The sequence below is a fragment of the Nocardia sp. NPDC052566 genome (genome assembly GCF_044547285.1).
Classification (GTDB): domain Bacteria; phylum Actinomycetota; class Actinomycetes; order Mycobacteriales; family Mycobacteriaceae; genus Nocardia.
The window spans coordinates 352663-375108 of the sequence record NZ_JBIUAF010000003.1 but is presented as its reverse complement, the minus strand read 5'-3'; the positions used below and the strand labels follow the sequence as shown (position 1 = coordinate 375108).

The following is a 22446-nucleotide window of genomic DNA, read 5'->3' as shown; positions in this document are numbered from 1 at the left end:
GCTCGGCTCCGTCATGCGCGACGCGCGCTGTGTTGTCGATTCGCTCGCTGCGCTCGCTCATGGACGCGCCTCACGCGGCAACCCGAGCACCCGCTCGGCGATGATGTTGCGCTGCACTTCGTTCGAACCTCCGTAGATCGTGTCGGCGCGGGTGAACAGGTACAGCCGCTGCCATTCGTTGAGATCGTGTTCGCCCGCGACCATGCCCGCGGGGCCGAGTACCGCCATGGCCAGTTCGCCGAGGCCGCGATGCCAATTGGCCCACAGCAGTTTCGCGACCGAGGCCTGTCCGCCGTCGTCGGCTGCAGTGTTGTTTCGAGCGACCTGCGAGCTGTCACTAGCGGTGCCCTCCAACGTGCGCATCGCATGGGCGCGGAGCACTCGCAGGCCGACCCATGCCTGATCGATCCGAGCGGCGATCAGCGGATCGTCCAGCGCGCCGGTGCGCTCGGCCAGCGCCTCGATATCGGCGAGCTCGCGGGCGAAGCGGATCTGGTTGCCGAGGGTGGAGATACCGCGCTCGACGGTCAGCGTGCCCATCGCGATGCGCCAGCCGTCGCCGGGTGCGCCGACCACCAGGTCGGCGTCGGTGCGCGCGTTGTCGAAGAAGACCTCGTTGAATTCGGCCGTCCCGGTGAGCTGGACGATCGGGCGGACCTCGATGCCCGGCTGCTTCATCGGAACCAGCAGGTAGGACAGGCCCTTGTGCCTGATGGAGCCGCGCTCGGTGCGCGCGATGACGAAGCACCAGTCGGCCACGTGCGCCAGCGAGGTCCAGATCTTCTGGCCGTTGATCGACCATTCGCCGCCGTCGAGCTGGGCCGCGGTGGTGATGCCCGCCAGGTCCGAACCCGCGCCGGGTTCCGAATAGCCTTGGCACCACAGCTCACTCACGGTGCGGATGCCGGGCAGGAAGCGCCGCTTCTGCGCCTCGGTGCCGAAGGCGAGCACGGTCGGCCCGAGCAGTTCCTCGCCGACGTGGGAGACCCGCGACGGCGCATCGGCTTTGGCGTATTCCTCGTGGAAGATCACCTGCTGGCGCACGCTGGCCGCGCGGCCGCCGTACTCCTTCGGCCAGCCGAGGCAGGTCCACCCGGACGCCGCGAGGTGCCGGTCCCAGGCCAGGCGTTCGTCGAATGCCTCGTGCTCGCGGCCCGGCCCGCCCAATCCGCGCAGTTCGCGGAATTCTCCGCTGAGGTTCTCGGCCAGCCACTCGCGCACTTCTGCGGAAAACCGCGCATCGGCAGCGGCGGTGCCGGAATCTGAGGTCTGGATCGCACCCACGCCGGTAGGATAACCTACCAAGCACTTGCTTTGTAAGGTGCTGGCTCAGCCGCCAGCACGGACGGTGAGGACAACCGTGACAACCCCTGCTCAAACGACACCGATGGCACTGCACGACGCCGCGCGTGCGTACGCCACGGCACCCGCCGTCGCCGACGGCGCGGTCCGGCTCGACTGGACGCAGCTGCTCGCGGCGGTCCAGGAGGTGGCGCGGGCGCTCATCGCGCGCGGCGTGCACGCGGGCGACCGGGTGGCCATGTGGGCGCCCAACACCCACCACTGGGTGGTCGCCGCGCTGGCCGCGCACTACTGCGGCGCGGCGCTGGTGCCGTTGAACACCCGCTACGTCGCCGACGAGGCGGCCGACGTGCTGGCCAGGGTGGACGCGAAGGCGCTGTTCATCGCGGGCACCTTCCTCGGCCGCGACCGCCTCGCCGAACTGCGCGCGGCCGCACCGGATCTGGTGATCGAGACGGTAGTTGTCATCCCGGTCGAACCGGAGACCTCGGTCGACGTCGATGCGCACGTGCTGAATTGGGCACAGCTGGCAGGCATCGCGGAGACGGTGAGCGCCGACGAGGCGCGCAAGCGCGCCGAATCGGTTGACCCCGAGGATATTTCCGACATCCTGTTCACCTCCGGCACCACCGGGCGCAGCAAGGGCACGCTGGTCGCGCACCGGCAGGCGCTGTCGGTGGTGCGGGCCTGGGCCGAATGCACCACGCTCACCCAGGCCGATCGGTACCTGGTGGTGAGCCCGTTCTTCCACAACTTCGGTTACAAGGCGGGCATTCTCGCGTGCCTGGTCACCGGCGCCGCGCTCGTGCCGCAGGCGGTGTTCGACGTGCCCGCCACCATGCGGCTGGTGAGCACGGAGCAGATCACCGTGCTGCCCGGCCCGCCGACCATCTATCAGACGATCCTCGACTACCCCGAGCGCGACCGATTCGATTTGCGCACTTTGCGGGTCGCGGTCACCGGTGCGGCGACCGTGCCGGTGGTGCTGGTCGAGCGGATGCGCGCGGAACTCGAATTCGCCGTCGTCATCACCGGTTACGGCCTGTCCGAGGCCGCGGGCTTCGGCACCATGTGCCGCGCCGACGACGACGCGGCGACCATCGCGAACACCTGTGGCAGGCCGATCGCCGGTTTCGAGCTGCGGTTGAGCGAGGCGGGCGAGGTGCTGCTGCGCGGGCCGAACGTCATGCTCGGCTATCTCGACGATCCCGAAAGCACCGCGGAGACCATCGATGCGGACGGCTGGCTGCACACCGGCGATATCGGCACGCTCGACGAACGCGGATATTTGAAGATCACCGACCGGCTCAAGGACATGTACATCTCCGGCGGCTTCAACGTGTATCCGGCCGAGGTGGAGCAGGCGCTCGCCCGCCTCGACGGCGTCGCGGAATCCGCGGTGATCGGCGTGCCCGACACCAGGATGGGCGAGGTCGGCAAGGCCTACGTGGTGCGCAAGCCGGACGCGGAACTCACCGAGGACCAGGTACTCGCCCATGCCACAACGGTGCTGGCGAACTTCAAGGTGCCGCGCTTCGTCGAATTCCGCGATCAGCTGCCCTACAGCGCCGCGGGGAAAGTGCTCAAGCGTCAACTACGTGAGGAGAAGTAGATGTCAGACGGGGCCGGTATTTCCGTCGGGGCGGTGGGGCGGGAGGAACAGGGGCCGGATGTCGTCACCTATGAGCGGCGCGGCCGGATCGCCATCGTCACCTTGAATCGGCCCGACTACCGCAACGCGCAGAACTCGGTGATGACCTATGCGCTGGACGCGGCCTTCGAGCGCGCCGTCGAGGATCCCGAGGTCGGCGTGATCGTATTGGCGGGCAACGGGAAACACTTCAGTGCCGGGCACGATATCGGCACGCCGGGGCGCGATCATCACGTGCGCTACCCGAACAAGGCAGCGCTGTGGTGGGACCATGTGGACAAGGTCGGCGGCGATCAGCGCTTCGCCCGCGAGCTCGAGGTGTACCTCGGCATGTGCCGCCGCTGGCGCGAGATCCCCAAGCCGACCATCGCCATGGTGCAGGGCGCGTGTATCGCCGGTGGGCTCATGCTGGCCTGGGTGTGCGATCTGATCATCGCCTCGGACGACGCGTTCTTCTCCGATCCCGTTGTCCGGATGGGTATTCCCGGTGTCGAGTACTTCGCGCATCCGTGGGTGATGGGACCGCGCGCGGCGAAGGAGTTCCTGTTCACCGGTGACCGGTTCGGTGCGGCGCAGGCCAAGGAATGGGGCATGGTCAACCGGGTCGTCCCGCGCGACGAACTCGAAACCGAAACGCTCGCCCTCGCCGAAAAGATCGCCACCATGCCGCGATTCGGTCTCGCGCTGACGAAGAAGGCGGTGAACCAGGCCGAGGACCTCATGGGGATGCGCTCCGGCATGGATTCCGTCTTCGGCCTGCACCACTTCGCGCACGCGCACAACGCCGAGGTCGGCGCCGACTCGCTCGGCGGCATGAACGCCAAAACCATGAAGGCCACCGCGAGCGCACCCGTGGGGACCGAGCAGAACGGAACGACGTAAGTGGATCTGGATCTCGACCAGGCGACCCAGGAATTCCAGCGTGAAGTCCGCGAATTCCTCGCCGCGCACACACCGGCCCGCCCATTGCCATCGATGGACACCAGAACGGGATTCGAAGCGCATCGCGAATGGGAGCGAACCCTCGCCGACGCAAGGCTTTCCGTGGTCTCCTGGCCGCAGGAGTACGGCGGCCGGGACGCCTCGCTGCTGGAATGGGTGCTGTTCGAGCAGGAGTACTACGCGGCGGGCGCGCCGGGCCGGGTCAGCCAGAACGGCATCTTCCTGCTCGCGCCGACGCTTTTCGAGCACGGCACGCCCGAGCAGCTCGACCGGATCATGCCGAGGATGGCGCGCGGCGACGATATCTGGGCGCAGGCCTGGTCCGAACCCGAGGCCGGTAGCGATCTCGCCGGAATTCGCTCCACCGCGCGGCGCACCAACGGCGGCTGGCTGCTCAGCGGGCAGAAGACCTGGAGTTCGCGAGCGTCGTTCGCGGACTGGGCCTTCGGGCTGTTCCGCAGCGATCCGGAGGCGGAACGGCACCGGGGTCTCACCTACGTGATGTTCCCGCTGTCCGCGGATGGTGTTTCGGTACGGCCGATTCCGCAGTTGGACGGCGAGCCCGGCTTCGCGGAGATCTTCCTGGACGACGTCTTCGTCCCCGACCGCGATGTGATCGGCGAACCCGGAGACGGCTGGCGAGTCGCCATGAGCACCTCCAGCAACGAGCGCGGCCTCTCGCTGCGCAGTCCAGGCCGGTTCAGCGCCACCGCGCAGCGGCTGATCGATCTGTGGCTCGCCACCGGTGACCGGACCAACACCGCGCAGCGCGACGCGGTGGTGGACGCGTGGATCGGCAGCGAGGCCTACCGTCTGCACACCTTCGGCACGGTGACCAGGCTGAACGAGGGCGGCAAGCTCGGCGCGGAATCGTCGATCACCAAGGTGTTCTGGTCCGAGCTCGATATCGCCATGCACGAGACCGCGCTCGAGGTGCTCGGCGGTGGCGCCGAACGGTCCGGGCCGTGGACCGACGGCTACCTGTTCGCACTGTCCGGCCCTATCTACGCGGGTACCAACGAGATTCAGCGCAACATCATCGCCGAGCGGCTGCTCGGACTACCCAGAGGAGCCAGCCGATGAGGTTCGCGCTTTCCCCGGAGCACGCCGACTTCGGCGCCAGCGTGCGCAAACTGCTCGACGCCGGCCACACCCCCGCCGCCGTGCGCGCCTGGGGTGCGGGCGATCCGCGACCGGGCCGCGCACTGCTGCGGCAGGCAGCCGGCGCCGGTGTGACCGGGCTGATCATCGAGGAGAAGTACGGCGGGCTCGGCGCGGAACCGATCGACCTGGTCGTCGCGTTCGTCGAACTGGGCCGCGCCGCGGCGCCGGGCCCGATCGTGGAGACGGCGGCCGCGATTCCCGCACTGCTGCAAGCACTTCCGGACAACAGCGGGGCCAGGCGCTGGCTGCCCGGTTTCGCGGACGGCGACGCGCTCGGCACGATCGCCTTCGCGACGCCGGATCGCGACACCGTCGCGCTCGACGCCGATACCGCCGAGGTGGTGCTGATCGCCCAGGGCAATCGGCTGTCCACCGCGCACCACACCGGGCTGATCCGCTCGGTCGATCCGGCGCGGCGGCTGTTCGCGGTGGCGCCGGACGAGGTTGTCGCCGAGGGCGATCAGGTACCGGCCGCCATCGCCGCCGCCTTCGACACCGGCGCGCTGGCCTGCGCGGCCCAGCTGCTCGGCGCCGGGCGCGCGCTGCTGGCCGCCGCCACCGAATACGCCAAGCAGCGCAAGCAATTCGGCAAGCCGATCGGCGAATTCCAGGCCGTGAAGCAGAAGCTCGCCGACGTGCTGATCGGGCTCGATCTGGCCGAACCACTGCTGCATCGCGCGGCCCTGACCATGGGCGAATCCACCAGAAGCCGTGACGTATCCGCCGCGGTGGTCGCCTGCGGTGACGCCGCGTACCTGGCCGCTCGCGCGGCATTGCAGGTGCACGGTGCGATCGGTTACACCGCCGAATACGACCTGTCGCTCTGGCTGACCAAGGTCACCGCGCTGCGTTCGGCCTGGGGCACACCGGATCTGCATCGGGCCAGGATCGCCCGTTCGCTGCGCGACGAGGCCGTGCGCGACCGCTCACTGCGAGGCACCGCATGACCAGCGCCGAACACCTCGAATTCGTCAAGTCGGTCCGCGCACTGCTCGCCAAACACGCTGGGCGCGAGGCGGTTCGCGCGGGGATGGACAGCGAGCTCGGCTACGACCAGACGCTGTGGAAGCTGCTGTGCGAGCAGATCGGCGTCGCGGCACTCGCCATTCCGGAGGAGTACGGCGGGATCGGCGCGAGCCTGGTCGAATCGCTGCTCGTGGTCGGGGAACTCGGGCGCACGCTGGCCGCGGTGCCCATGCTCGGGTCCGCCGTACTCGGTGCGCAGGCGGTGCTGCTGTCCGGCGACGAGGAGGCCGCGGCCCGGCTGCTGCCCGAAGTCGCCGAGGGCACACGGACATTGGCGGTGTGCTGGGCGGGAGCGGACGGCTGGGACGCACCCGGCGTGCTGGCCGATGGGGAGACACTCACCGGCACTGCGCATTACGTGCTGGACGGCGACAATGCGGACACGCTCATCGTGGTGACGTCGTCGGGGCTCTACGAGGTCTCGCCGTCCGCCGACGGCGTGACCAGGCGGGTCGTGCCGACGATGGATCCGAGCCGCAGGCTGGCCGAGATCGGCTTCGCCGCGACCCCCGCGCGCAGGCTCGGTGCGGGCGATCCCGCCGGCGTCATCACCGCCCTGCGGGAAATCGCTTGGGCCGCAGTGGCCGCCGAGCAGGTCGGGGCGGCGCAGCAGTGCCTGGAAATGACGGTCGAGTACACCAAGTCCCGGGTGCAGTTCGGCCGGGCGATCGGGAGCTTCCAGGCGCTCAAGCACCGCATGGCCGATATGTATGTGCTGCTGGAGTCGGCGAAGTCCGCATCGATCGCGGCGGCCACCGCGGTGGCCGAGCGCAGCCCGTCGGCGGCCGAGGACGTCTGGGTGGCCCGTGTGCACTGCTCGGCGGCGCTGACCAGCATCGTCGCCGAGACCGTCCAGCTGCACGGCGGCATCGCCATCACCTGGGAGCACGACGCGCACCTGTTCTTCAAGCGAGCGCACGGCGATGCTCAGCTGTTCGGGGCGCCGGCACGACCGAAGGTCGCGAGTAGCTGAGCGGCCGACGGTCGCCAAATAGTTAGCTTATGTAAAGTTAGCCTGGTGCAACAGAGCCAGGTGACATCAATCGACGACAGCGTGGTCAACCTCCTCGTCACCGCGGCCAGACTGACCCGGCTGGCCGGGGTGATGGGCGGCGACGACCTGCCGCGCGCCGTCATGCGCGCGCTCGCGGTACTCGACGAACACGGCGCGCTGCGGGTCAGCGAATTCGCCCGCGTCGACCGCTGCTCCCAGCCCGCCGCCACGAACCTCATCGGCAAGCTGGTCGCCGACGGCTACGCGAGCAGGCGCAGGGACGCCTCGGACTCCCGCGCCGTCGTCGTCGAGCTGACCCCCGCGGGCCGAGCACGACTGAGCGCGGCCCGCGTCACCTACGGCGCGGCCATCGCCTCGCGCCTGACCGGCTTCGACGCCGAGCGGCTCGACCGGATCCACGCGGAGCTCGCCGAACTGCTCGAAGCGCTGAAATCGGCGGGGCCGCAGTAATAATCGGCGGGGCCGCACTGCGACCGCGCGGCCATTCGATCCGGGTGCGGTACACCGCACGCGGAGTACGGTGGGACGGTATGACCGAGCGAATCAACAACGCAGCCCGAGCTGCGGAAATGCCGGAGCCGAACGTCAGCGAGGCGCGGTCATGACCGAATCGCAACGGGGGCGCGTGCGCATCGAGACGAGTCACAAGCGGGTGCGCGCCTACCTCGGTGGGCATCTGGTGGCCGATACGACTCGGGCCGCGCTGGTATGGGAGTTCCCGTACTACCCCACCTTCTACATTCCGGCGGACGATGTGCGCGCGAAGCTCGAGCCGAGCGGCGCAACCAAGCGCTCGCCGAGCCGCGGCGACGCGACCGTCTACGACGTGGTCATCGACGGCATCACGGCCGAGGGTGGCGCGCTGCGATACCTCGATTCCCCGCTGCCGGAGCTGAACGAGCTCGTCCGGCTGGATTTCGCGGCGATGGACGAATGGTTCGAAGAAGACGAGCCGATCTACGTCCACCCGCGCGACCCGTACACCCGCGTCGATATCCTGGCCAGCTCCCGTCACGTGCGCGTGGAGATCGACGGCGTCACCGTCGCCGACTCGCGCTCCCCGCGCATCCTGTTCGAAACCGGTCTTCCCGCACGCTATTACCTGCCGCTCACCGACATTCGCATGGACCTGCTCCAGCCGTCGGACACCCACTCCAGCTGCCCCTACAAGGGCACCGCCGACTACTGGACCGTCCGCGTGGGCGACAACGAATACCCCGACTTCGTCTGGATCTACCGCACTCCCCTCCCCGAGAGCCAGAAGATCACCGGCCTCGCCTGCTTCTACAACGAAAAGGTCGACATCTACCTCGACGGCGTCCTCCAGGACCGCCCCCGCACCCACTTCAGCTGACCGCTATCAGGTCCGTCTAGTTCGCCGAGCGCAGTCGAATGGCCCCTGCCTGCGGCGTGTCACGGGGCCATTCGACTGCGCTCGACGGACTTTGATCACCTCACCGGGCTTTTGGATGCGGCGTAGGCGGTTGAGATGGCCGCGCGCGGTTGGTCAGCGGTAGTTCATCAGGCCGTCGTCGAGTTCGGCGGCGTCGCCGTCGCGGTGGGCGGCGAGGGCTTGTTGGAGGGCGAAAGTGCCTTGGATGGTGGTGATCCGGGTGGCGAGGGCGTTGGCATCGGCGGAGAGGTGGAGCAGTCGTTGGAGGAAGCCAGGGCCGTAGGTTGCGCCGAGAGCGGCGTAGTCTTCGGCAGGGTCGCCGAGAGACGCTGCGTCCCAGTCGATTACGCCGCGCAGCACCGGAAGGCCGTCGACCGTTTCCCACAGCAGGTTCTCGCCGCCGAGGTCACCGTGGATGACGGCGGTGATCCGATGGGACAGGGATTCGACGGCGGTGAGCTCTCGTTCGGCGCGCCGGGTACCGGAGTCGGTCATCAGCGGATACAGCTCCGCGCGTACGTCGGCCGCGAAGACGGACCAGTGGTCGGCGGGAGTACGGGACAACACTCCGCCGGCCGCCGGATCGGCCGCCGACACGGACCGTCGGTCAGTAGCCGCACATGGCGAACCACCACTCACCGACGGGTCAACCGCGGCGGCCGCCAGCCTCGTCAGCAGCTGATGACAGTGCCGCACAACGTGTTCCATATCCGGATCCGCCAGCACCTCAGGCTCGATAGGCGCACCGGGAATACGGGTGAGCACGAGATAGGGCACACCATCATCGACCCCAGCACCCAGCAGCTCCGGCACCGCCACACCCAGATCGAACTTGCGCAACGCATGCAAGGTCGCGGCCCGTTCGGGCAGCCGCGCGGCCGCCGACTCGGTACGCGCGAAACACACCACGATGGTCGCTCCCAGCACCACGCCATGGAACTGTCCTTCACGCACCTGGAGCCCGGATACCGACTCGCCGGGCAACAAGGCCGTCAGCAGGTCACGGTGCCACTCGAGCAAATCGCCACGCACAGAGTCCCTCTTTCGCCCTTCTACCGTCTCGAGCCACCGCGAGGTCCGCTCGCGATCCGTCGAGCGCAGTCAAATGGCCCCCAGATACGGCGTGTCGCACGGCCATTCGACTGCGCTCGACGTTACTGCTCGAGCATGCGACTACAGCCCGGCGTCCGGGCTACCCACTCGACAGCCCGCGGTGCCCGGTCCTGTCGAGTGAATCGGCGGTGCTCGTGAGCACCGCCGAGCGGGCGTTGGGGTGAGTGACCGGATTCGAACCCGCGACCTTCTGGATCACAACCAGACGCTCTAACCGACTGAGCTACACCCACCATGTTCCTGGTGGCGACGGTAGCGCAGCCGGTTGCGCGCAGTCTCCTCATTTTCGCCACGACACGTGCGGCCCATAGATGGGGCATAGTCGGGGTATGACCGATACTCGACCGGCGCTGGCCGCCGCGCTTGATCTGTCGCCGCATCCCGAGGGCGGCTGGTATCGCGAAACATGGCGCAGTGCGGTGGAATTCAAGCCGGATGGCTATGAAGGGCCACGGGTGAGCGCGACCGCGATCTACTTTCTGCTGCTGCCCGGTGAGCGGTCCGCGCCGCATACGGTGCGGTCCGACGAGCTGTGGCTCTGGCATCGGGGCGGGCCACTCGTGCTCGACATCGGGGGCGAGGAGATCGTCCTCGGGCCCGATGTCGAGCACGGTCAGGTGCCGCAGGCGGTGGTGCCGGGCGGTGTCAGCCAGGCGGCCTGGCCTGCCGGCGAGGAGTACGCGCTGGTCTCCTGCCTCGTCTCGCCCGGCTTCGATTTCGCCGATTTCCGGATGGACTGACTACTCCGGAATTTCGAGTACGCCCTCGTCGACGGCCCACTTGATGGTCTTGTCCAAGTCCGGGCACGACTCGTGGCGACCAGGGCCGTAACCCTCGGCACTGAGCTTGGCGAACACCGGGCAGTGGGCCGCAGGATCGCCGGTCCACTGCACCGATGTCTGGTGCGCACTGCTCTTGCGCACCAGCACCTCACTGCGGCAGGCATGACACCGCAGCGGTGTCATGCCCTCCTCCAGATACCGCTGTTTGTCGACCACGGTCTGGGCCAGCACCGCCGCGCGCCGCGCGGGCTGGTCGGCGAAGTCCGGCGCTTTGGCCCAGGTCGCCATCAGACTCCGGCCTCCGCTTCCGCCGCGGCCGCCTCGTCGGCTTCCCGCTTGCGCCGCAGGTTCTCCGCGACCTCGGCCTCCCACGCCTCGTTCGCCTTGGTGGTGTCCACCTCGAACTCGAAGCGCTGGGTCATCTTCTCGGTGACGTCGGCCGCGTCCACATAGAACTGGTCGTACCAGCGGCGCAGCTGGTAGACCGGGCCGTCCTCCTCGCAGAGCAGCGGGTTCTCGACCTTGGACTTGTGCTTCCAGATCTCCACGTCCTGCAGGAAGCCGACGCCGATGCCTTCGGTCATCTTCGCGGCGAGCCGATCGGCCATCTCCCCCTCGACGCCCGTCGGCTTCTCCAGCGTGACACCCCATTGCAGGACAAAGGAATCCTGCGACACCGGGTAGTGGCAGTTGATCAGGACGCTCTTGACCTCGTACCCGCTGTAGATGTTGATCAGCGGGTTGATCATGTAGGACGGCCCGAAGTAGGACGCCTCCGACTTCAGCAGGGTGTCGCCGCCGTACTTGGAGGCCATGCCGATATCGGGGCGGCCCTTGGTCTCCAGGAACTGAGTGGCGATATGCCCCTCGAAGACGTTCTTGAAGTAGGTCGGGAACGCGAAGTGGATGTAGAAGAAGTGCGCCATGTCGACCACGTTGTCGATGATTTCGCGGCAGTTCGCGCCCTCGATCAACAGCGAGTTCCAGGTCCAGTCGGTCCACCCGCTGTCGAGCTGCTCGCTCGGATTGCCGTCCGCGTCGGTGTACGGGCCTGTGATATGCGGAATGGTGACCTCCGGCGGCGGCTGGCTGCCTTCGACGTCGTGCCACACGAACAGCTGACCGTTGCGCTCCAGCGTGGTCCACTTCCTGGTCCGCGCCAGCGGTGGCACGCGCCGCCCATACGGGATCGCCGTGCATTTTCCGGTGCTGCCGGACCAGCGCCAGTCGTGGAACGGGCAGGCGATATCGCCGTTCTTGACCTCACCCATGGTCAGGTCGCCACCCATATGCCTGCAGTAGCCGTCGAGGACGCGCAATTGATCGTCGCTGTCGGCCCAGATGACGAGCTTGGTGCCGAATACCTCACGGGCGTGCGGCTTCCCGTCACGGAACGACTTGGCCAAACCGAGGCAATGCCATCCCCGCGCATATCGGGATGGTGCGGTACCGACGTCTAGCTCCCGGACTTTCGCACTGCCCCCGTGTGGGGTAACTGCCATCGCGATTCCTCCTCCTTCTGTACTAGAACACGTTACAAAAATGTCGCGTGTCACGCCAGCGATTGGCCCCACATCCTGCACATGTCCGCGCATGATGTGCCGATGACGTCGGTTCTCGACAGAAAGTAGGAACCTGTTCTAGTCTCAAGGGCAAATGAGTACCGGTTATCAATCGACCAGGCGGGAGCAGGTCCGGAAATGACTCGAGAAGTGACCGAACGGGTCGACGCGCTGTTGCCGACCTTGCGCGAGCGCGCGCAGGAGGCCGAGGACCTGCGGCGCATCCCCGACGAGAGCATGAAGGCGCTACAGGAGACGGGCTTCTTCCGGCTGCTGCAACCCAAGCAGTGGGGCGGGCTCGCCGCGGATCCGGTGGTCTTCTACGACACCGTCCGCAAGATCGCCAGCGCGTGCGGCTCCACCGGCTGGGTTGCCGGCATCGTCGGCGTGCACAACTGGCACCTCGCGCTGTTCGATCAGCAAGCACAGCAGGACGTTTGGGGCGAAGACACCGAGGTCAGGATCTCCTCGTCGTACGCGCCGATGGGTGCGGGCACCGTGGTCGACGGCGGCTATATCGTGCGCGGCGCGTGGGCCTGGTCGTCCGGCTGCGACCACGCGACCTGGGCGGTGCTCGGCGGTCCGGTGATCAAGGACGGCAAGCCGGTCGACTTCGGCTCGTTCCTGATCCCGCGCACCGACTACCGCATCGACGATGTGTGGAATGTGGTCGGCCTGCGCGGCACCGGCTCCAATACCGTTGTGGTGGAGGACGTCTTCGTGCCGTCGCACCGGTTCCTCAGCTTCCGCGCGATGAGCGAGATGAAATCGCCCGGCCTGGAACAGAACACCGATCCGGTGTACAGAATGCCATGGGGCACCATCCATCCCACCACCATTTCCGCCCCGATCGTCGGCATGGCGTACGGCGCCTACGCCGCGCACGTCGAACATCAGGGCAAGCGGATCCGCGCGGCCTTCGCGGGCGAGAAGGCCAAGGACGATCCGTTCGCCAAGGTGCGGATCGCGGAGGCGTCCAGCGATATCGACGCCGCGTGGCGGCAGCTGTCCGGCAACGTCGCCGACGAGTACGCGCTGCTCGTCGCCGGCGAAGAGGTGCCGTTCGACCTGCGGGCCCGTGCCCGCCGCGACCAGGTGCGGGCCACCGGCCGCGCGATCGCATCGATCGACAAGCTGTTCGAGAGCTCGGGCGCCACCGCGCTGGCGAACGGCACTCCGCTGCAGCGGTTCTGGCGCGACGCGCACGCGGGCCGGGTGCACGCGGCCAACGATCCCGAGCGCGCCTACCTGATCTACGGCACCAACGAATTCGGCCTGCCGGTCGCGGACGCGATGGTGTAGCCATGACCTCGACTGTGGAACTGACCTTCGAGTCCACCTCGCACTACGCACAGGTGCGACCGGACCTGAAGCTGCACTATCACGAGGCGGGCGTCGGCAACGGGCCGACGATCGTACTGCTGCACGGCGGCGGACCCGGCGCCTCGTCCTGGTCGAACTTCGCCCGCAATATTCCGGTGCTGGCGCAGAACTTTCACGTGCTCGCGGTGGATCAGCCGGGCTTCGGGTTGTCGGACAAGCCGGTCGACCACCCGCAGTACTTCGTGCACAGCTCGTCGGCGCTGAAGGATCTGCTCGACCATCTCCAGATCACCGAACGCGTTCACCTGCTGGGCAATTCGCTCGGCGGCGGCGCCGCGGTGCGCTTCGCGCTCGACTACCCGGACCGTGCGGGCAAGCTGATTCTGATGGGGCCGGGCGGGTTGAGCGTCAACGTCTTCGCACCCGATCCGACCGAGGGCGTCAAACATCTCGCGAAGTTCAACGCCGAGCCGACCAGGGCGAATCTGGAAGCGTTCCTGCGGATCATGGTCTTCGATCAGTCGCTGATCACCGAGGAGCTGATCGACGAGCGTTTCGCCTCGGCGAGTACACCGGAGGCGCTTGCGGCCACCCGCGCGATGGGAAAGTCGTTCGCAGGCGCGGATTTCGAGAAGGGCATGATCTGGCGCGACGCGTTCAAGCTGCGTCAGCCGGTCCTGCTCATCTGGGGCCGCGAGGATCGGGTGAACCCGCTCGACGGCGCCATCGTGGCGACGAAGATGATTCCACGGGTGCAGCTGCACGTCTTCGGCGGCTGCGGACACTGGGCGCAGCTGGAGCGGTTCGACGAATTCAACCGGCTCGCCATCGATTTCCTGGCAACCAAGGGGAAGTAATGGGGATTCGATCACTGGGCTATCTGCGCATCGAGGCCACCGATATGGCGGCCTGGCGCGAATACGGCCTCAAGGTGCTCGGCATGGTCGAGGGCAAGGGAACCATTCCCGATGCCCTGTATCTGCGCATGGACGAGTTCCCCGCGCGGCTGGTCATCGTGCCGGGCGAGCAGGACCGCTTGCAGGTTTCCGGCTGGGAGACCGCCAATGCCGGTGAGCTGCAGGACATCCGGGACCGGCTGTCGGCGGCGGGCGTGCCGTTCAAGGAGGGCACCGCGCAGGAGAAGGCCGACCGCAGGGTCGACGAGCTGATCTCCTTCGAGGACCCGTCCGGCAATACGCTCGAGGCGTTTCACGGTGTGGCGCTGGAACATCGGCGCCTGGTCACCCCGTACGGGCATCGGTTCGTCACGGAGGAGCAGGGTCTCGGCCACGTGGTGCTCAGCACCTCCGACGATGCGGCGGCGCTGACCTTCTACCGCGACGTGCTCGGCTTCCGGCTGCGCGACTCGATGCGACTGCCACCGCAGATGGTCGGCCGTCCCGCCGACGGTGAACCGGCCTGGCTGCGCTTCTTCGGCTGCAACCCGCGCCACCACTCGCTGGCCTTCCTGCCCATGCCGACGCCGAGCGGCATCGTGCACCTGATGCTCGAGGTGGAGAACGCCGACGACGTCGGGCTCGCCCTCGATCGCGCGCTGCGCAAGAAGGTACGCATGTCGGCCAGCCTCGGGCGGCATGTGAACGACAAGATGCTGTCCTTCTACATGAAGACCCCCGGCGGATTCGACGTCGAATTCGGGTGCGAGGGACTGGAAGTCGACGATCACGACTGGATCGCCCGGGAATCCACCGCGGTGAGCCTGTGGGGTCACGACTTCACCATCGGCCAGCAGCGGCAGTGATCGACAGGGTGGGCGCAACGATGACAGTGGAGCAGACCCCGGAGATCGATCCGCGGGCCTTCCGTAATGTGCTCGGGCAATTCTGCACCGGCATCACGGTGATCACCACCTTCGACGGCGAGCACGCACCGATCGGCTTCGCCTGCCAGTCGTTCGCCGCCCTGTCCCTGGAGCCGCCCCTCGTGCTGTTCTGCCCGACCAAGACCTCGCGGTCATGGGCGGCGATCGAGCAGGCGGGGCGGTTCTGCGTGAACGTACTCGCCGAGGAACAGCAGCAGCTGTGCGCCAGGTTCGGTTCTCGCGAGCCCGACAAGTTCGCCGAAACCACCTGGCACACTTCCGCTCTGGATCTGCCGGTGCTCGACGACGCGCTGGCCACCATCGAATGCACGGTGGACAGCGTCGTCGACGGCGGTGATCACTACATCGTCATCGGGCGGGTCAAGGCGCTGTCGGAGTCGACGGCCTCGGGCAGGCCGCTGCTGTTCTACCGCGGGCAGTACACCGCCATCGAGCCCGACAAGACGGTTCCGGCGCCTTGGCGTGCCGACTTGGAGCACTTCCTCACCACGACCACGCTCGATACCTGGTTGTAGGGCGCAAGCGCGCGAGACATGGCCTCAGCGGATCGAGAACCGCCAACGGCAGGTACCCGCTAGGGCAGGCACCGAGTGAGTAGCGCCCGGATCTGTTCTCGGGTGGGCGGATTCATGCTGGCCATACCGCGCAGGGTGAGCCCCTGGGCCAGATCCGCGAGCAATTCCGCGGTTTCTGGGTCGGTGTAGCGGGCGTACAGACCCCGGGTGGCGGCGGTGAAGCGGTCGGCGACCGGGCGCAGCGCGGGGCGCCGGATGGCCGCGACGTACAGCTCCAGCTGGACCGTGGTTCTGGCGCGCTGAGCGGTGAAGCAGTCGAGGAGCGCGTCGGCCGTCATCTCGATGACGTCGGCGACGACGAGATCCGGATGATCCACCGGTATCGCGGCCATGATCGCCTCGTATTCGGCGACCGAGATCTCCAGCGCGGCCAGCAGTAGATCTTCCTTGCTCCGGTAGTGGTAGGTCGTGCCCGCGATCGGGACGTCACCCTCCGCCGCGACGGCGCGATGGGTAAGCCCCTCCACCCCGCGCTCGCCGATGACGCGCACCGCGGCCTCCGCGATTCGCATGCTGCGCTGCGGGTCGTAGCGCCGGGTGCGGTGCTTACCTCCGCCAGGCCGATCGGCCACATCAACTCCCATCACCGCCGCTCAGGACACTTGTCGTAGCCCTAGGGTACAAATGTACCCAATGCGACTCACACCTCTTCCGCAAATGTTCGGCTACCTGTAAGGTACAAATGTACCTAGCAAGCTCCGCGTCTGTGGGCGCCACGCAGGATGGCGCGAACCCCGACTACCCCGAGTCGCGACGAAGGGAGTACTACATGAAGATCACAGTTCTCGGCACCGGCGAAGGCGGCCGTCTGCACGCCGCCAAACTGTCCGAACTCGGCCACGAGGTCGTGGTCGGCACCCGCGACCCGGCGACCACACTGGCCAGGACCGAGCCCGACATGATGGGCAACCCACCGATGTCCGAATGGCTCGCCGCGCACCCCGGCATCGCCCTGCTGAGCTTCGGCGCCGCGGCCGCCGCGGCCGACCGGCTGGTCATCAGCGGTATCGACGGAGCGAGCGCGGTCAACGCACTCAGCGGCATCAAGGAGCAGCTGACCGGAAAAGTGCTGGTGGACTACGGCATTCCGTTCAATTACGGTGTGTCCGGCCCGCACCCGTGGCCGACGCCGTGGGGTTCGATGCCGACCTTCGCCGTACTGGACAGCGACAGCCTCGGCGAGCAGATCCAGCGCGCCCTGCCGAATACCCACGTGGTCAAGGCCTTCTGCACTCAGGAGCAGGCAACCGTCGTCTCCCCCGGCGATTTCAACGGCGGCGACCACACCATGCCCATCTCCGGCAACGATCCGGAAGCCAAGGCCGCCGTGGTCGACCTGCTGAAGTCCTACGGCTGGACCGACATACTCGATCTGGGCCCCCTCGTCTCGGCCCGCGGCCAGGAGATGTACTCCCACCTGCATTCCGCCATCGGCTTCGCCCTCGGCGGCGACCGCCGCTTCGGCCTCAAAGTCGTCCGCTGACCCAGGCTTTCGGCGTCGGGTGGCACATCACCGCGAAGTGCCACCCGACAGCTGTGCCGGACCGAACCTGCTCGCGGCGGGCCTCAACACCGCGACCATCGCCGAACTGCTCCCCTGCATGATCGATAACGGCACCACCCTGGCCCCGGCCTGCGTCGGCATGCTCCCCGACCTGAACCGCGAACGCACCCGCCTCACCGAAGCGATAACCCGCCTGCTCACCGCCCGCGACACCCTCGACTCCATCATCACCGCCACCCCCACCGAAACCCCCGAAGCCTGCTACGCCCAGGCTTAGACCCACAGCAGTTACAGTGTGTCTATGTCTCGACTCGGTCGAATCACTTCAGACCCAGACATCTGCCACGGGAAACCGGTGGTCAGGGGGCTGCGGTATCCCGTCGAGATGCTCTTGGAGCTGCTCGCCGGTGGGATGAGCATCGAGGAGATCCTTGATGACTATCCGGACCTCGAACACGAGGACATCCTGGCGGTGCTCGAGTACGCTGCCGTCGTGACCGCACAAAGGACCACGATCCCGTTCGATGCTGCGTGAGGTTTCTGGTCGACGCGCTGTTGCCTCGCCGACTTGCGACGTTCCTGAACTCTGCTGGCCACGACGCCGTGCACACATCCGAACTCGAACTCGGGCATCTGGACGATATCGTCGAGTTGTTCTCGACGTGCTCGGTGGTGGAACTGGGGCGCGATCGGCTGGTTGGGCATACCGATCGCGACCCCGACTGATCAATCAAGCTAGGACGGTGGACTTTTCGCGCTGGAGTTCCAGGGCGATGTCGATGAGCTGGTCTTCTTGGCCGCCGACGAGTTTGCGCCGGCCTGCGCGGACGAGCATTTCGGCGGCGGAGACGCCGTAGCGTTCGGCTTGGCGTTCGGCGTGCTTGAGGAAGCTGGAGTAGACGCCCGCGTAACCCATCATGAGGGATTGGCGGTCGAGGAGGCATTCCTGGGGCATGGCGGGGCGGACCACGTCTTCGGCGGCGTCGGCGATGGCGAAAAAGTCGATGCCGGTTCTGATATCGAGCTTGTCGCAGACGCCGACCAGGGCCTCGACGGGGGTGTTGCCCGCGCCGGCGCCGAACCGGCGTGCGCTGCCGTCGATTTGGGTGGCGCCCGCGCGGATGGCGTAGATGGAGTTGGCGACGGCCAGGTCGAGGTTCTCGTGGCCGTGGAAGCCGACCTGCGCGTCGGCGCCGAGTTCGGCGACCAGCGCGGCGACCCGGTCCGTAACCTGGTCCAGCACAAGGGCGCCCGCGGAATCGACGACGTAGACGCACTGGCAGCCCGCGTCGGCCATGATGCGGGCCTGCTTGGCCAGCGCCTCCGGCGGCTGAGTGTGCGACATCATCAGGAAGCCGACGGTTTCCAAGCCGAGATCGCGCGCCAGGCCGAAGTGCTGGATGGAGACATCGGCCTCGGTGCAGTGGGTGGCGATGCGGCAGATCGACGCACCGTTGTCCTGGGAGATCTTGATGTCTTCCTTGACGCCGACGCCGGGCAGCATCAGCACCGCGATCTTGGCCTGCTTCGCCGTCTCCGCGGCGATCGTGATCAGTTCCTGCTCAGGGGTTTTCGAGAAACCGTAGTTGAACGAGGAGCCGCCGAGACCGTCGCCGTGGGTCACCTCGATGACCGGAACGCCGGCGCCGTCGAGCGCCGCGACGATGTCACGGACCTCGGTGGCGGTGAACTGGTGGCGCTTGTGATGGGATCCGTCGCGCAGCGAGGTATCGGTGACGCGGATGTCGAGTTCTGCTGAATAGGTCATGATCGAAGCTCCTTCACACCCGGGCCGAGAGAATCTGCTTGGCCATGACCTCGCCGACCTGCGTGGCCGCGGCGGTCATGATGTCGAGGTTGCCCGCGTAGGGCGGCAGGAAGTCACCGGCGCCTTCGACCTCGACGAACACCGAAACCTTCGCCATACCACCGGATACCACCGACGGCTCGTCGAACTGCGGCTCGTTGAGCAGGCGGTAGCCCGGTACGTACTGCTGGATATCGGCGACCATGCGGTGGATGGACTCCGCGATCGCGTCGGTGTCGGCGTCCTCCGGAATGGCACAGAAGATGGTGTCGCGCATGATCATCGGCGGTTCGGCCGGGTTCAGGATGATGATCGCCTTGCCGCGCTGGGCGCCGCCGATGGTCTCCACGCCGCGACTGGTGGTCTTGGTGAACTCGTCGATATTGGCGCGGGTACCCGGTCCGGCGGAGACCGACGACACCGAGGCGACGATCTCCGCGTAGGCCACCGGAACCACCCGGGAGACCGCGGCCACGATCGGAATGGTGGCCTGGCCGCCACAGGTGATCATGTTGACGTTCGGCGCGTCGAGGTTGGCCCCGAGGTTCACCGGCGGCACCACGGCCGGGCCGACGGCGGCGGGCGTGAGGTCGACCGCGCGGATGCCTGCCTCGGCATAGCGCGGCGCCGCGGCGCGATGCACATACGCCGAGGTGGCCTCGAAGACCAGATCGGGCAGTTCGGATTGCGCGAGCAGCCAGTCGACCCCGTCGGCCGAGGTCTGCAGGCCGAGCCCGCGCGCCCGCTTCAACCCCTCGCTCTCCGGGTCGATGCCGATCATCCAGCGCGGTTCCACCGTGCTGGAGCGCAGCAGTTTGTACAGCAGATCGGTGCTGATATTGCCGGACCCGACGATCGCGGCGGTGACGGTGCCGTTTTCGGACACGACAGCCTCCTTGGGGGACGGTAGCCGGCGAAGCCGGCGGGGGTGGGTGGACTCAGCCGAATTGCAAACGGACAGAACCGAGTCCGGCGAACTCGGCATGGAACGCATCGCCAGGGCGGGCGTCGATGGCGCGGGTGCACGACCCGGGAAGCACGACGTCGCCCGCCCGCAGCCGCACACCGAAGCTCGCGACCTTGCGCGCGAGCCAGGCGACGGCGATCACCGGATCACCGAGTACGGCGTCGCTGCGGCCCTCGGCCACCACCTCGCCGTTGCGGGTGAGCACCGCGTCGATCGCCTTGATGTCGATATCCTTCGGCGCGACTCGCTCCGGACCGAGCACGTAGCCCGCGGACGAGGCGTTGTCGGAGATGGTGTCGCACAACCCGATCTTCCAGTCCTTGATCCTGGAGTCGATGAGCTCGATGGCGGGCGCGTAGGCGACCGTCGCCGCGAGCACGTCGGCCTCGGTGCAGTCCGCGCCCGGCAGGTCGGCGCCGAGCACGAACCCGACCTCCACCTCGACCCTGGGGAACAGGTAGCGGCCCGCTTCGACCGGAACGTCCTCGTAGACTTCCATTTCCGCGAGCAGATGCCCGTAGTCCGGCTCGTCGACGCCCATCATCTGCTGCATCGCCTTGGAGGACAGGCCGACCTTGTGGCCGACCACCCGTGCCCCCGTATCGAGCCTGCGCCGGATGTTGAGCAGCTGGATCTCGTAGGCATCGACCACGTCGATCTCCGGGAACCGGCTGACCAGCGGATCGATGGGCACCCGGTCGCGTTCGGCGCGTTCGAGTTCGTCGGCCAGTTCGGTTCGTACCGCGTCGGACAGCACGCTAATTTCCTTCCACTGTTGCTTGATCGAGCGCGGGCGCCGATGCGCCCGCGGCGGACCGGCCCGCCCTTCGCCCGGAGAAAACGCAGTCGGCCAGCGAGAGCCCGCTGACGTAGGACTCCGAGCAGATCCCCACCGCTGTGCGGCCCGCCGCGTACAGGCCCGGAATATCCTTTCCCGCAGCCGATTTCACCGCACCGGTGTGCTCGTCGACGAGGACGCCGCCGAGGGTGAGCATCGGGCACGGATTGGTCAGGCTTGGCTTGATACCCACATCCAACAACCAGAAAGGCCCGGTACACACCGGTTTGGTGAACTCGGACGGCTTGCCGACCGGATCGGGGGCGCCGCTGTCGATGGCGGCGTTGTGCGCCTCGACGGTGGCGCGCAGGCCCGCCGCGTCGATACCGGCTTTCGCGGCAACCTCTTCCAGCGTCGCGCCGCGAATCGCGGTGCGCCGCATGGCCTCGAACTGCCCGCGCTGGAACCACGCGCCCTGCTTGCCGATCTGGCCGATCGCGGTGCGCATCAGCCCGTCGTCGGCGAGCAGCCAGCCGTTGCCGCCGTGCTCGGTGATCAGCGCATGCCCCACCGCCGCGCCGTAGCGGGTCTCGTCGATGACCCGTGCGCCCGCCTTGTCGACGAGCACCGCGCCGGTGAAAGCGCTCGGCGGCAACAGGAATCGCCAGGCCGAGACATTGCCCATCCGGTCGGTGGCCGCACCGGCCGCGCGCGCCATCACGATGCCGCTGCCGTCGTCGCCCGTGGTGCCGAGCGCGAGCCCGCCCCGATACTCCGGCGCGTATTCGCGCACCATCGCGCGGTTGGCGATGAACCCGCCCGCACTCACCACCACACCGCGGCGGGCGAGCACGCGAATCACGGTGCTGTAGCGGCGATCCAGTGCGTCCAGCCGCTTTTCGAGGGCATGCCGCAGCGGCGGATAGTAGATGCCGGGTTTGGCGGCGATCTTCGCCATCCTGGTGTAGCGATCCCGCACGCGACCCGGTGCGTCGCGCAGGGTCCGGCATTCGACGCCGATCACCGATCCGGTGTCGTCGAGGAGTAATTTCGTTGCGCGCGTGAGCATCTCCACCCGCACACCCAGCCGCGACGCCGAGGCCGCGAGCGGTCCGGTGAGCCGCTTGCCTGAGGTGCCTTTGCCCTTCACCCGGTGCCCGCGCTGCGCGGCCGGTATATCGCGGAACGCACCGGAGATCTCACTGCCCGAGTAGTACAGGTAGTAGCTGTCGTTCGGATACGACGTCTTGTACGGGCACAGCGACGCCTCGAACGGCACGCCGTTGCCCTTCAGCCACTCGATCATCGCCGGGCTCTCGTCGACGAATCGGCGCAGCGTATCCGGCGTCACCGCGTCGCCGACCTCGCGCTCCAGATAGGCGAGCATCGCCTCGGGTGTATCCGCGACACCGGCCTCGCGCTGCACCGAGGTGCCGCCACCCGCGTAGATGATGCCGCCGGACAGCGCGGAGGCGCCGCCGCCGGTGAACCGGTCGAGCGCGAGCACCTGCGCCCCGCCGGTGGCGGCCTCCAGCGCCGCGGCGGCGCCCGCGGCGCCGAAGCCGACGACGACTACGTCGGCGACCAGGTCCCAATCGAACCCCATGTGCTAACTCCGTCTGAAACTGAAACAAGTTTTCTTGGCCGTCGAAATGCCGAGCAAGTCCTCTGCCACACAACATAGACCAATGGCGGCATC

At 67.5% G+C, this 22446-nt stretch carries 25 protein-coding genes and 1 tRNA gene; 16 read left to right on the top strand and 10 right to left on the bottom strand.

Annotated features, from left to right (window positions below; genetic code table 11):
• Positions 1-57: 57 nt before the first annotated feature.
• Positions 58-1284: an acyl-CoA dehydrogenase family protein gene (locus tag ACIG5A_RS15905; protein WP_397240944.1), complete on the bottom strand. Its 1227-nt coding sequence runs from the start codon at positions 1282-1284 to the stop codon at positions 58-60.
• 76 nt (positions 1285-1360) lie between these two features.
• Here ACIG5A_RS15905 and ACIG5A_RS15900 point away from each other — a divergent pair, with 76 nt between their 5' ends.
• The 7 genes from ACIG5A_RS15900 to ACIG5A_RS15870 all read left to right on the top strand — a co-directional run bounded on the left by ACIG5A_RS15900 (position 1361) and on the right by ACIG5A_RS15870 (position 8454).
• Positions 1361-2914, top strand: coding sequence for a FadD3 family acyl-CoA ligase (locus tag ACIG5A_RS15900; RefSeq protein WP_397240943.1), 1554 nt, complete (start codon positions 1361-1363; stop codon positions 2912-2914).
• A complete protein-coding gene (locus tag ACIG5A_RS15895; protein WP_397240942.1) occupies positions 2915-3835 on the top strand; it encodes an enoyl-CoA hydratase in 921 nt (306 codons plus the stop codon).
• Positions 3836-4978 carry an acyl-CoA dehydrogenase family protein gene (locus tag ACIG5A_RS15890; RefSeq protein ID WP_397240941.1) on the top strand — a complete coding sequence of 381 codons (1143 nt, stop codon included), beginning with the start codon at positions 3836-3838 and terminating at the stop codon, positions 4976-4978.
• Positions 4975-6006 (top strand): acyl-CoA dehydrogenase family protein, encoded by a 1032-nt coding sequence (locus tag ACIG5A_RS15885; RefSeq protein WP_397240940.1) that lies wholly within the window; start codon positions 4975-4977, stop codon positions 6004-6006. Before ACIG5A_RS15890 ends, ACIG5A_RS15885 begins: the two co-directional genes overlap by 4 nt.
• Positions 6003-7058 carry an acyl-CoA dehydrogenase family protein gene (locus ACIG5A_RS15880; RefSeq protein WP_397240939.1) on the top strand — a complete coding sequence of 352 codons (1056 nt, stop codon included), beginning with the start codon at positions 6003-6005 and terminating at the stop codon, positions 7056-7058. Before ACIG5A_RS15885 ends, ACIG5A_RS15880 begins: the two co-directional genes overlap by 4 nt.
• 45 nt (positions 7059-7103) lie before the next feature.
• Positions 7104-7550, top strand: coding sequence for a MarR family winged helix-turn-helix transcriptional regulator (locus tag ACIG5A_RS15875; RefSeq protein WP_397240938.1), 447 nt, complete (start codon positions 7104-7106; stop codon positions 7548-7550).
• Between the two features lie 151 nt (positions 7551-7701).
• Positions 7702-8454: a DUF427 domain-containing protein gene (locus ACIG5A_RS15870; protein WP_397240937.1), complete on the top strand. Its 753-nt coding sequence runs from the start codon at positions 7702-7704 to the stop codon at positions 8452-8454.
• 153 nt (positions 8455-8607) lie between these two features.
• On the opposite strand, the gene ACIG5A_RS15865 is transcribed toward ACIG5A_RS15870, so the two are convergent.
• Positions 8608-9513 (bottom strand): phosphotransferase family protein, encoded by a 906-nt coding sequence (locus ACIG5A_RS15865; RefSeq protein ID WP_397241802.1) that lies wholly within the window; start codon positions 9511-9513, stop codon positions 8608-8610.
• A gap of 249 nt (positions 9514-9762) precedes the next feature.
• A tRNA-His gene (locus tag ACIG5A_RS15860) sits at positions 9763-9839 on the bottom strand.
• Between the two features lie 96 nt (positions 9840-9935).
• Here ACIG5A_RS15860 and ACIG5A_RS15855 point away from each other — a divergent pair.
• Positions 9936-10346, top strand: coding sequence for a cupin domain-containing protein (locus ACIG5A_RS15855; protein ID WP_397240936.1), 411 nt, complete (start codon positions 9936-9938; stop codon positions 10344-10346).
• Here the strand turns inward: ACIG5A_RS15855 and ACIG5A_RS15850 are convergent, their stop codons facing one another.
• Together ACIG5A_RS15850 and ACIG5A_RS15845 are read right to left on the bottom strand one after the other, a co-directional pair.
• Complete coding sequence (locus ACIG5A_RS15850) at positions 10347-10676, bottom strand: hypothetical protein (RefSeq protein WP_397240935.1); 330 nt, start codon at positions 10674-10676, stop codon at positions 10347-10349.
• Positions 10676-11890 (bottom strand): Rieske 2Fe-2S domain-containing protein, encoded by a 1215-nt coding sequence (locus ACIG5A_RS15845; protein WP_397240934.1) that lies wholly within the window; start codon positions 11888-11890, stop codon positions 10676-10678. The genes ACIG5A_RS15850 and ACIG5A_RS15845 overlap by 1 nt, the downstream gene beginning before the upstream one ends.
• 198 nt (positions 11891-12088) lie before the next feature.
• Between ACIG5A_RS15845 and hsaA the strand changes: the two genes are divergently transcribed.
• From hsaA to hsaB, 4 genes are read left to right on the top strand one after another with little or no spacing between them, the layout of a single operon-like run.
• Positions 12089-13252 carry a 3-hydroxy-9,10-secoandrosta-1,3,5(10)-triene-9,17-dione monooxygenase oxygenase subunit gene (hsaA, locus tag ACIG5A_RS15840; RefSeq protein ID WP_397240933.1) on the top strand — a complete coding sequence of 388 codons (1164 nt, stop codon included), beginning with the start codon at positions 12089-12091 and terminating at the stop codon, positions 13250-13252.
• Between the two features lie 2 nt (positions 13253-13254).
• Positions 13255-14130, top strand: a complete 876-nt coding sequence (hsaD, locus tag ACIG5A_RS15835; protein ID WP_397240932.1) for a 4,5:9,10-diseco-3-hydroxy-5,9,17-trioxoandrosta-1(10),2-diene-4-oate hydrolase — start codon at positions 13255-13257, stop codon at positions 14128-14130.
• Positions 14130-15035 (top strand): iron-dependent extradiol dioxygenase HsaC, encoded by a 906-nt coding sequence (hsaC, locus tag ACIG5A_RS15830; protein ID WP_397240931.1) that lies wholly within the window; start codon positions 14130-14132, stop codon positions 15033-15035. Before hsaD ends, hsaC begins: the two co-directional genes overlap by 1 nt.
• A gap of 20 nt (positions 15036-15055) precedes the next feature.
• A complete protein-coding gene (gene hsaB / locus ACIG5A_RS15825) occupies positions 15056-15631 on the top strand; it encodes a 3-hydroxy-9,10-secoandrosta-1,3,5(10)-triene-9,17-dione monooxygenase reductase subunit (protein WP_397240930.1) in 576 nt (191 codons plus the stop codon).
• 59 nt (positions 15632-15690) lie between these two features.
• On the opposite strand, the gene ACIG5A_RS15820 is transcribed toward hsaB, so the two are convergent.
• Positions 15691-16263 carry a TetR/AcrR family transcriptional regulator gene (locus ACIG5A_RS15820; RefSeq protein ID WP_397240929.1) on the bottom strand — a complete coding sequence of 191 codons (573 nt, stop codon included), beginning with the start codon at positions 16261-16263 and terminating at the stop codon, positions 15691-15693.
• 197 nt (positions 16264-16460) lie between these two features.
• Here ACIG5A_RS15820 and ACIG5A_RS15815 point away from each other — a divergent pair, with 197 nt between their 5' ends.
• The 4 genes from ACIG5A_RS15815 to ACIG5A_RS15800 are packed head-to-tail and all read left to right on the top strand — an operon-like array spanning position 16461 to position 17921.
• On the top strand, positions 16461-17174 hold the full coding sequence (locus ACIG5A_RS15815) for an NADPH-dependent F420 reductase (protein WP_397240928.1): 714 nt from the start codon (positions 16461-16463) through the stop codon (positions 17172-17174).
• Positions 17175-17211: 37 nt separating this feature from the next.
• Entirely contained in the window at positions 17212-17472 is a 261-nt protein-coding gene (locus ACIG5A_RS15810) for a hypothetical protein (protein WP_397240927.1), read from the top strand.
• 24 nt (positions 17473-17496) lie between these two features.
• Positions 17497-17730 carry a DUF433 domain-containing protein gene (locus tag ACIG5A_RS15805; protein WP_397240926.1) on the top strand — a complete coding sequence of 78 codons (234 nt, stop codon included), beginning with the start codon at positions 17497-17499 and terminating at the stop codon, positions 17728-17730.
• Positions 17727-17921 carry a DUF5615 family PIN-like protein gene (locus ACIG5A_RS15800; protein ID WP_397240925.1) on the top strand — a complete coding sequence of 65 codons (195 nt, stop codon included), beginning with the start codon at positions 17727-17729 and terminating at the stop codon, positions 17919-17921. The genes ACIG5A_RS15805 and ACIG5A_RS15800 overlap by 4 nt, the downstream gene beginning before the upstream one ends.
• Positions 17922-17925: 4 nt before the next feature.
• Here ACIG5A_RS15800 and dmpG read toward each other — a convergent pair whose 3' ends face one another.
• From dmpG to ACIG5A_RS15780, 4 genes are read right to left on the bottom strand one after another with little or no spacing between them, the layout of a single operon-like run.
• Entirely contained in the window at positions 17926-18963 is a 1038-nt protein-coding gene (gene dmpG / locus ACIG5A_RS15795; protein ID WP_397240924.1) for a 4-hydroxy-2-oxovalerate aldolase, read from the bottom strand.
• Between the two features lie 13 nt (positions 18964-18976).
• Entirely contained in the window at positions 18977-19888 is a 912-nt protein-coding gene (locus ACIG5A_RS15790) for an acetaldehyde dehydrogenase (acetylating) (RefSeq protein ID WP_397240923.1), read from the bottom strand.
• 52 nt (positions 19889-19940) lie between these two features.
• A complete protein-coding gene (locus ACIG5A_RS15785) occupies positions 19941-20726 on the bottom strand; it encodes a 2-keto-4-pentenoate hydratase (RefSeq protein WP_397240922.1) in 786 nt (261 codons plus the stop codon).
• Between the two features lies 1 nt (position 20727).
• Positions 20728-22353, bottom strand: coding sequence for an FAD-binding protein (locus tag ACIG5A_RS15780; protein WP_397240921.1), 1626 nt, complete (start codon positions 22351-22353; stop codon positions 20728-20730).
• Between the last annotated feature and the right edge of the window lie 93 nt (positions 22354-22446).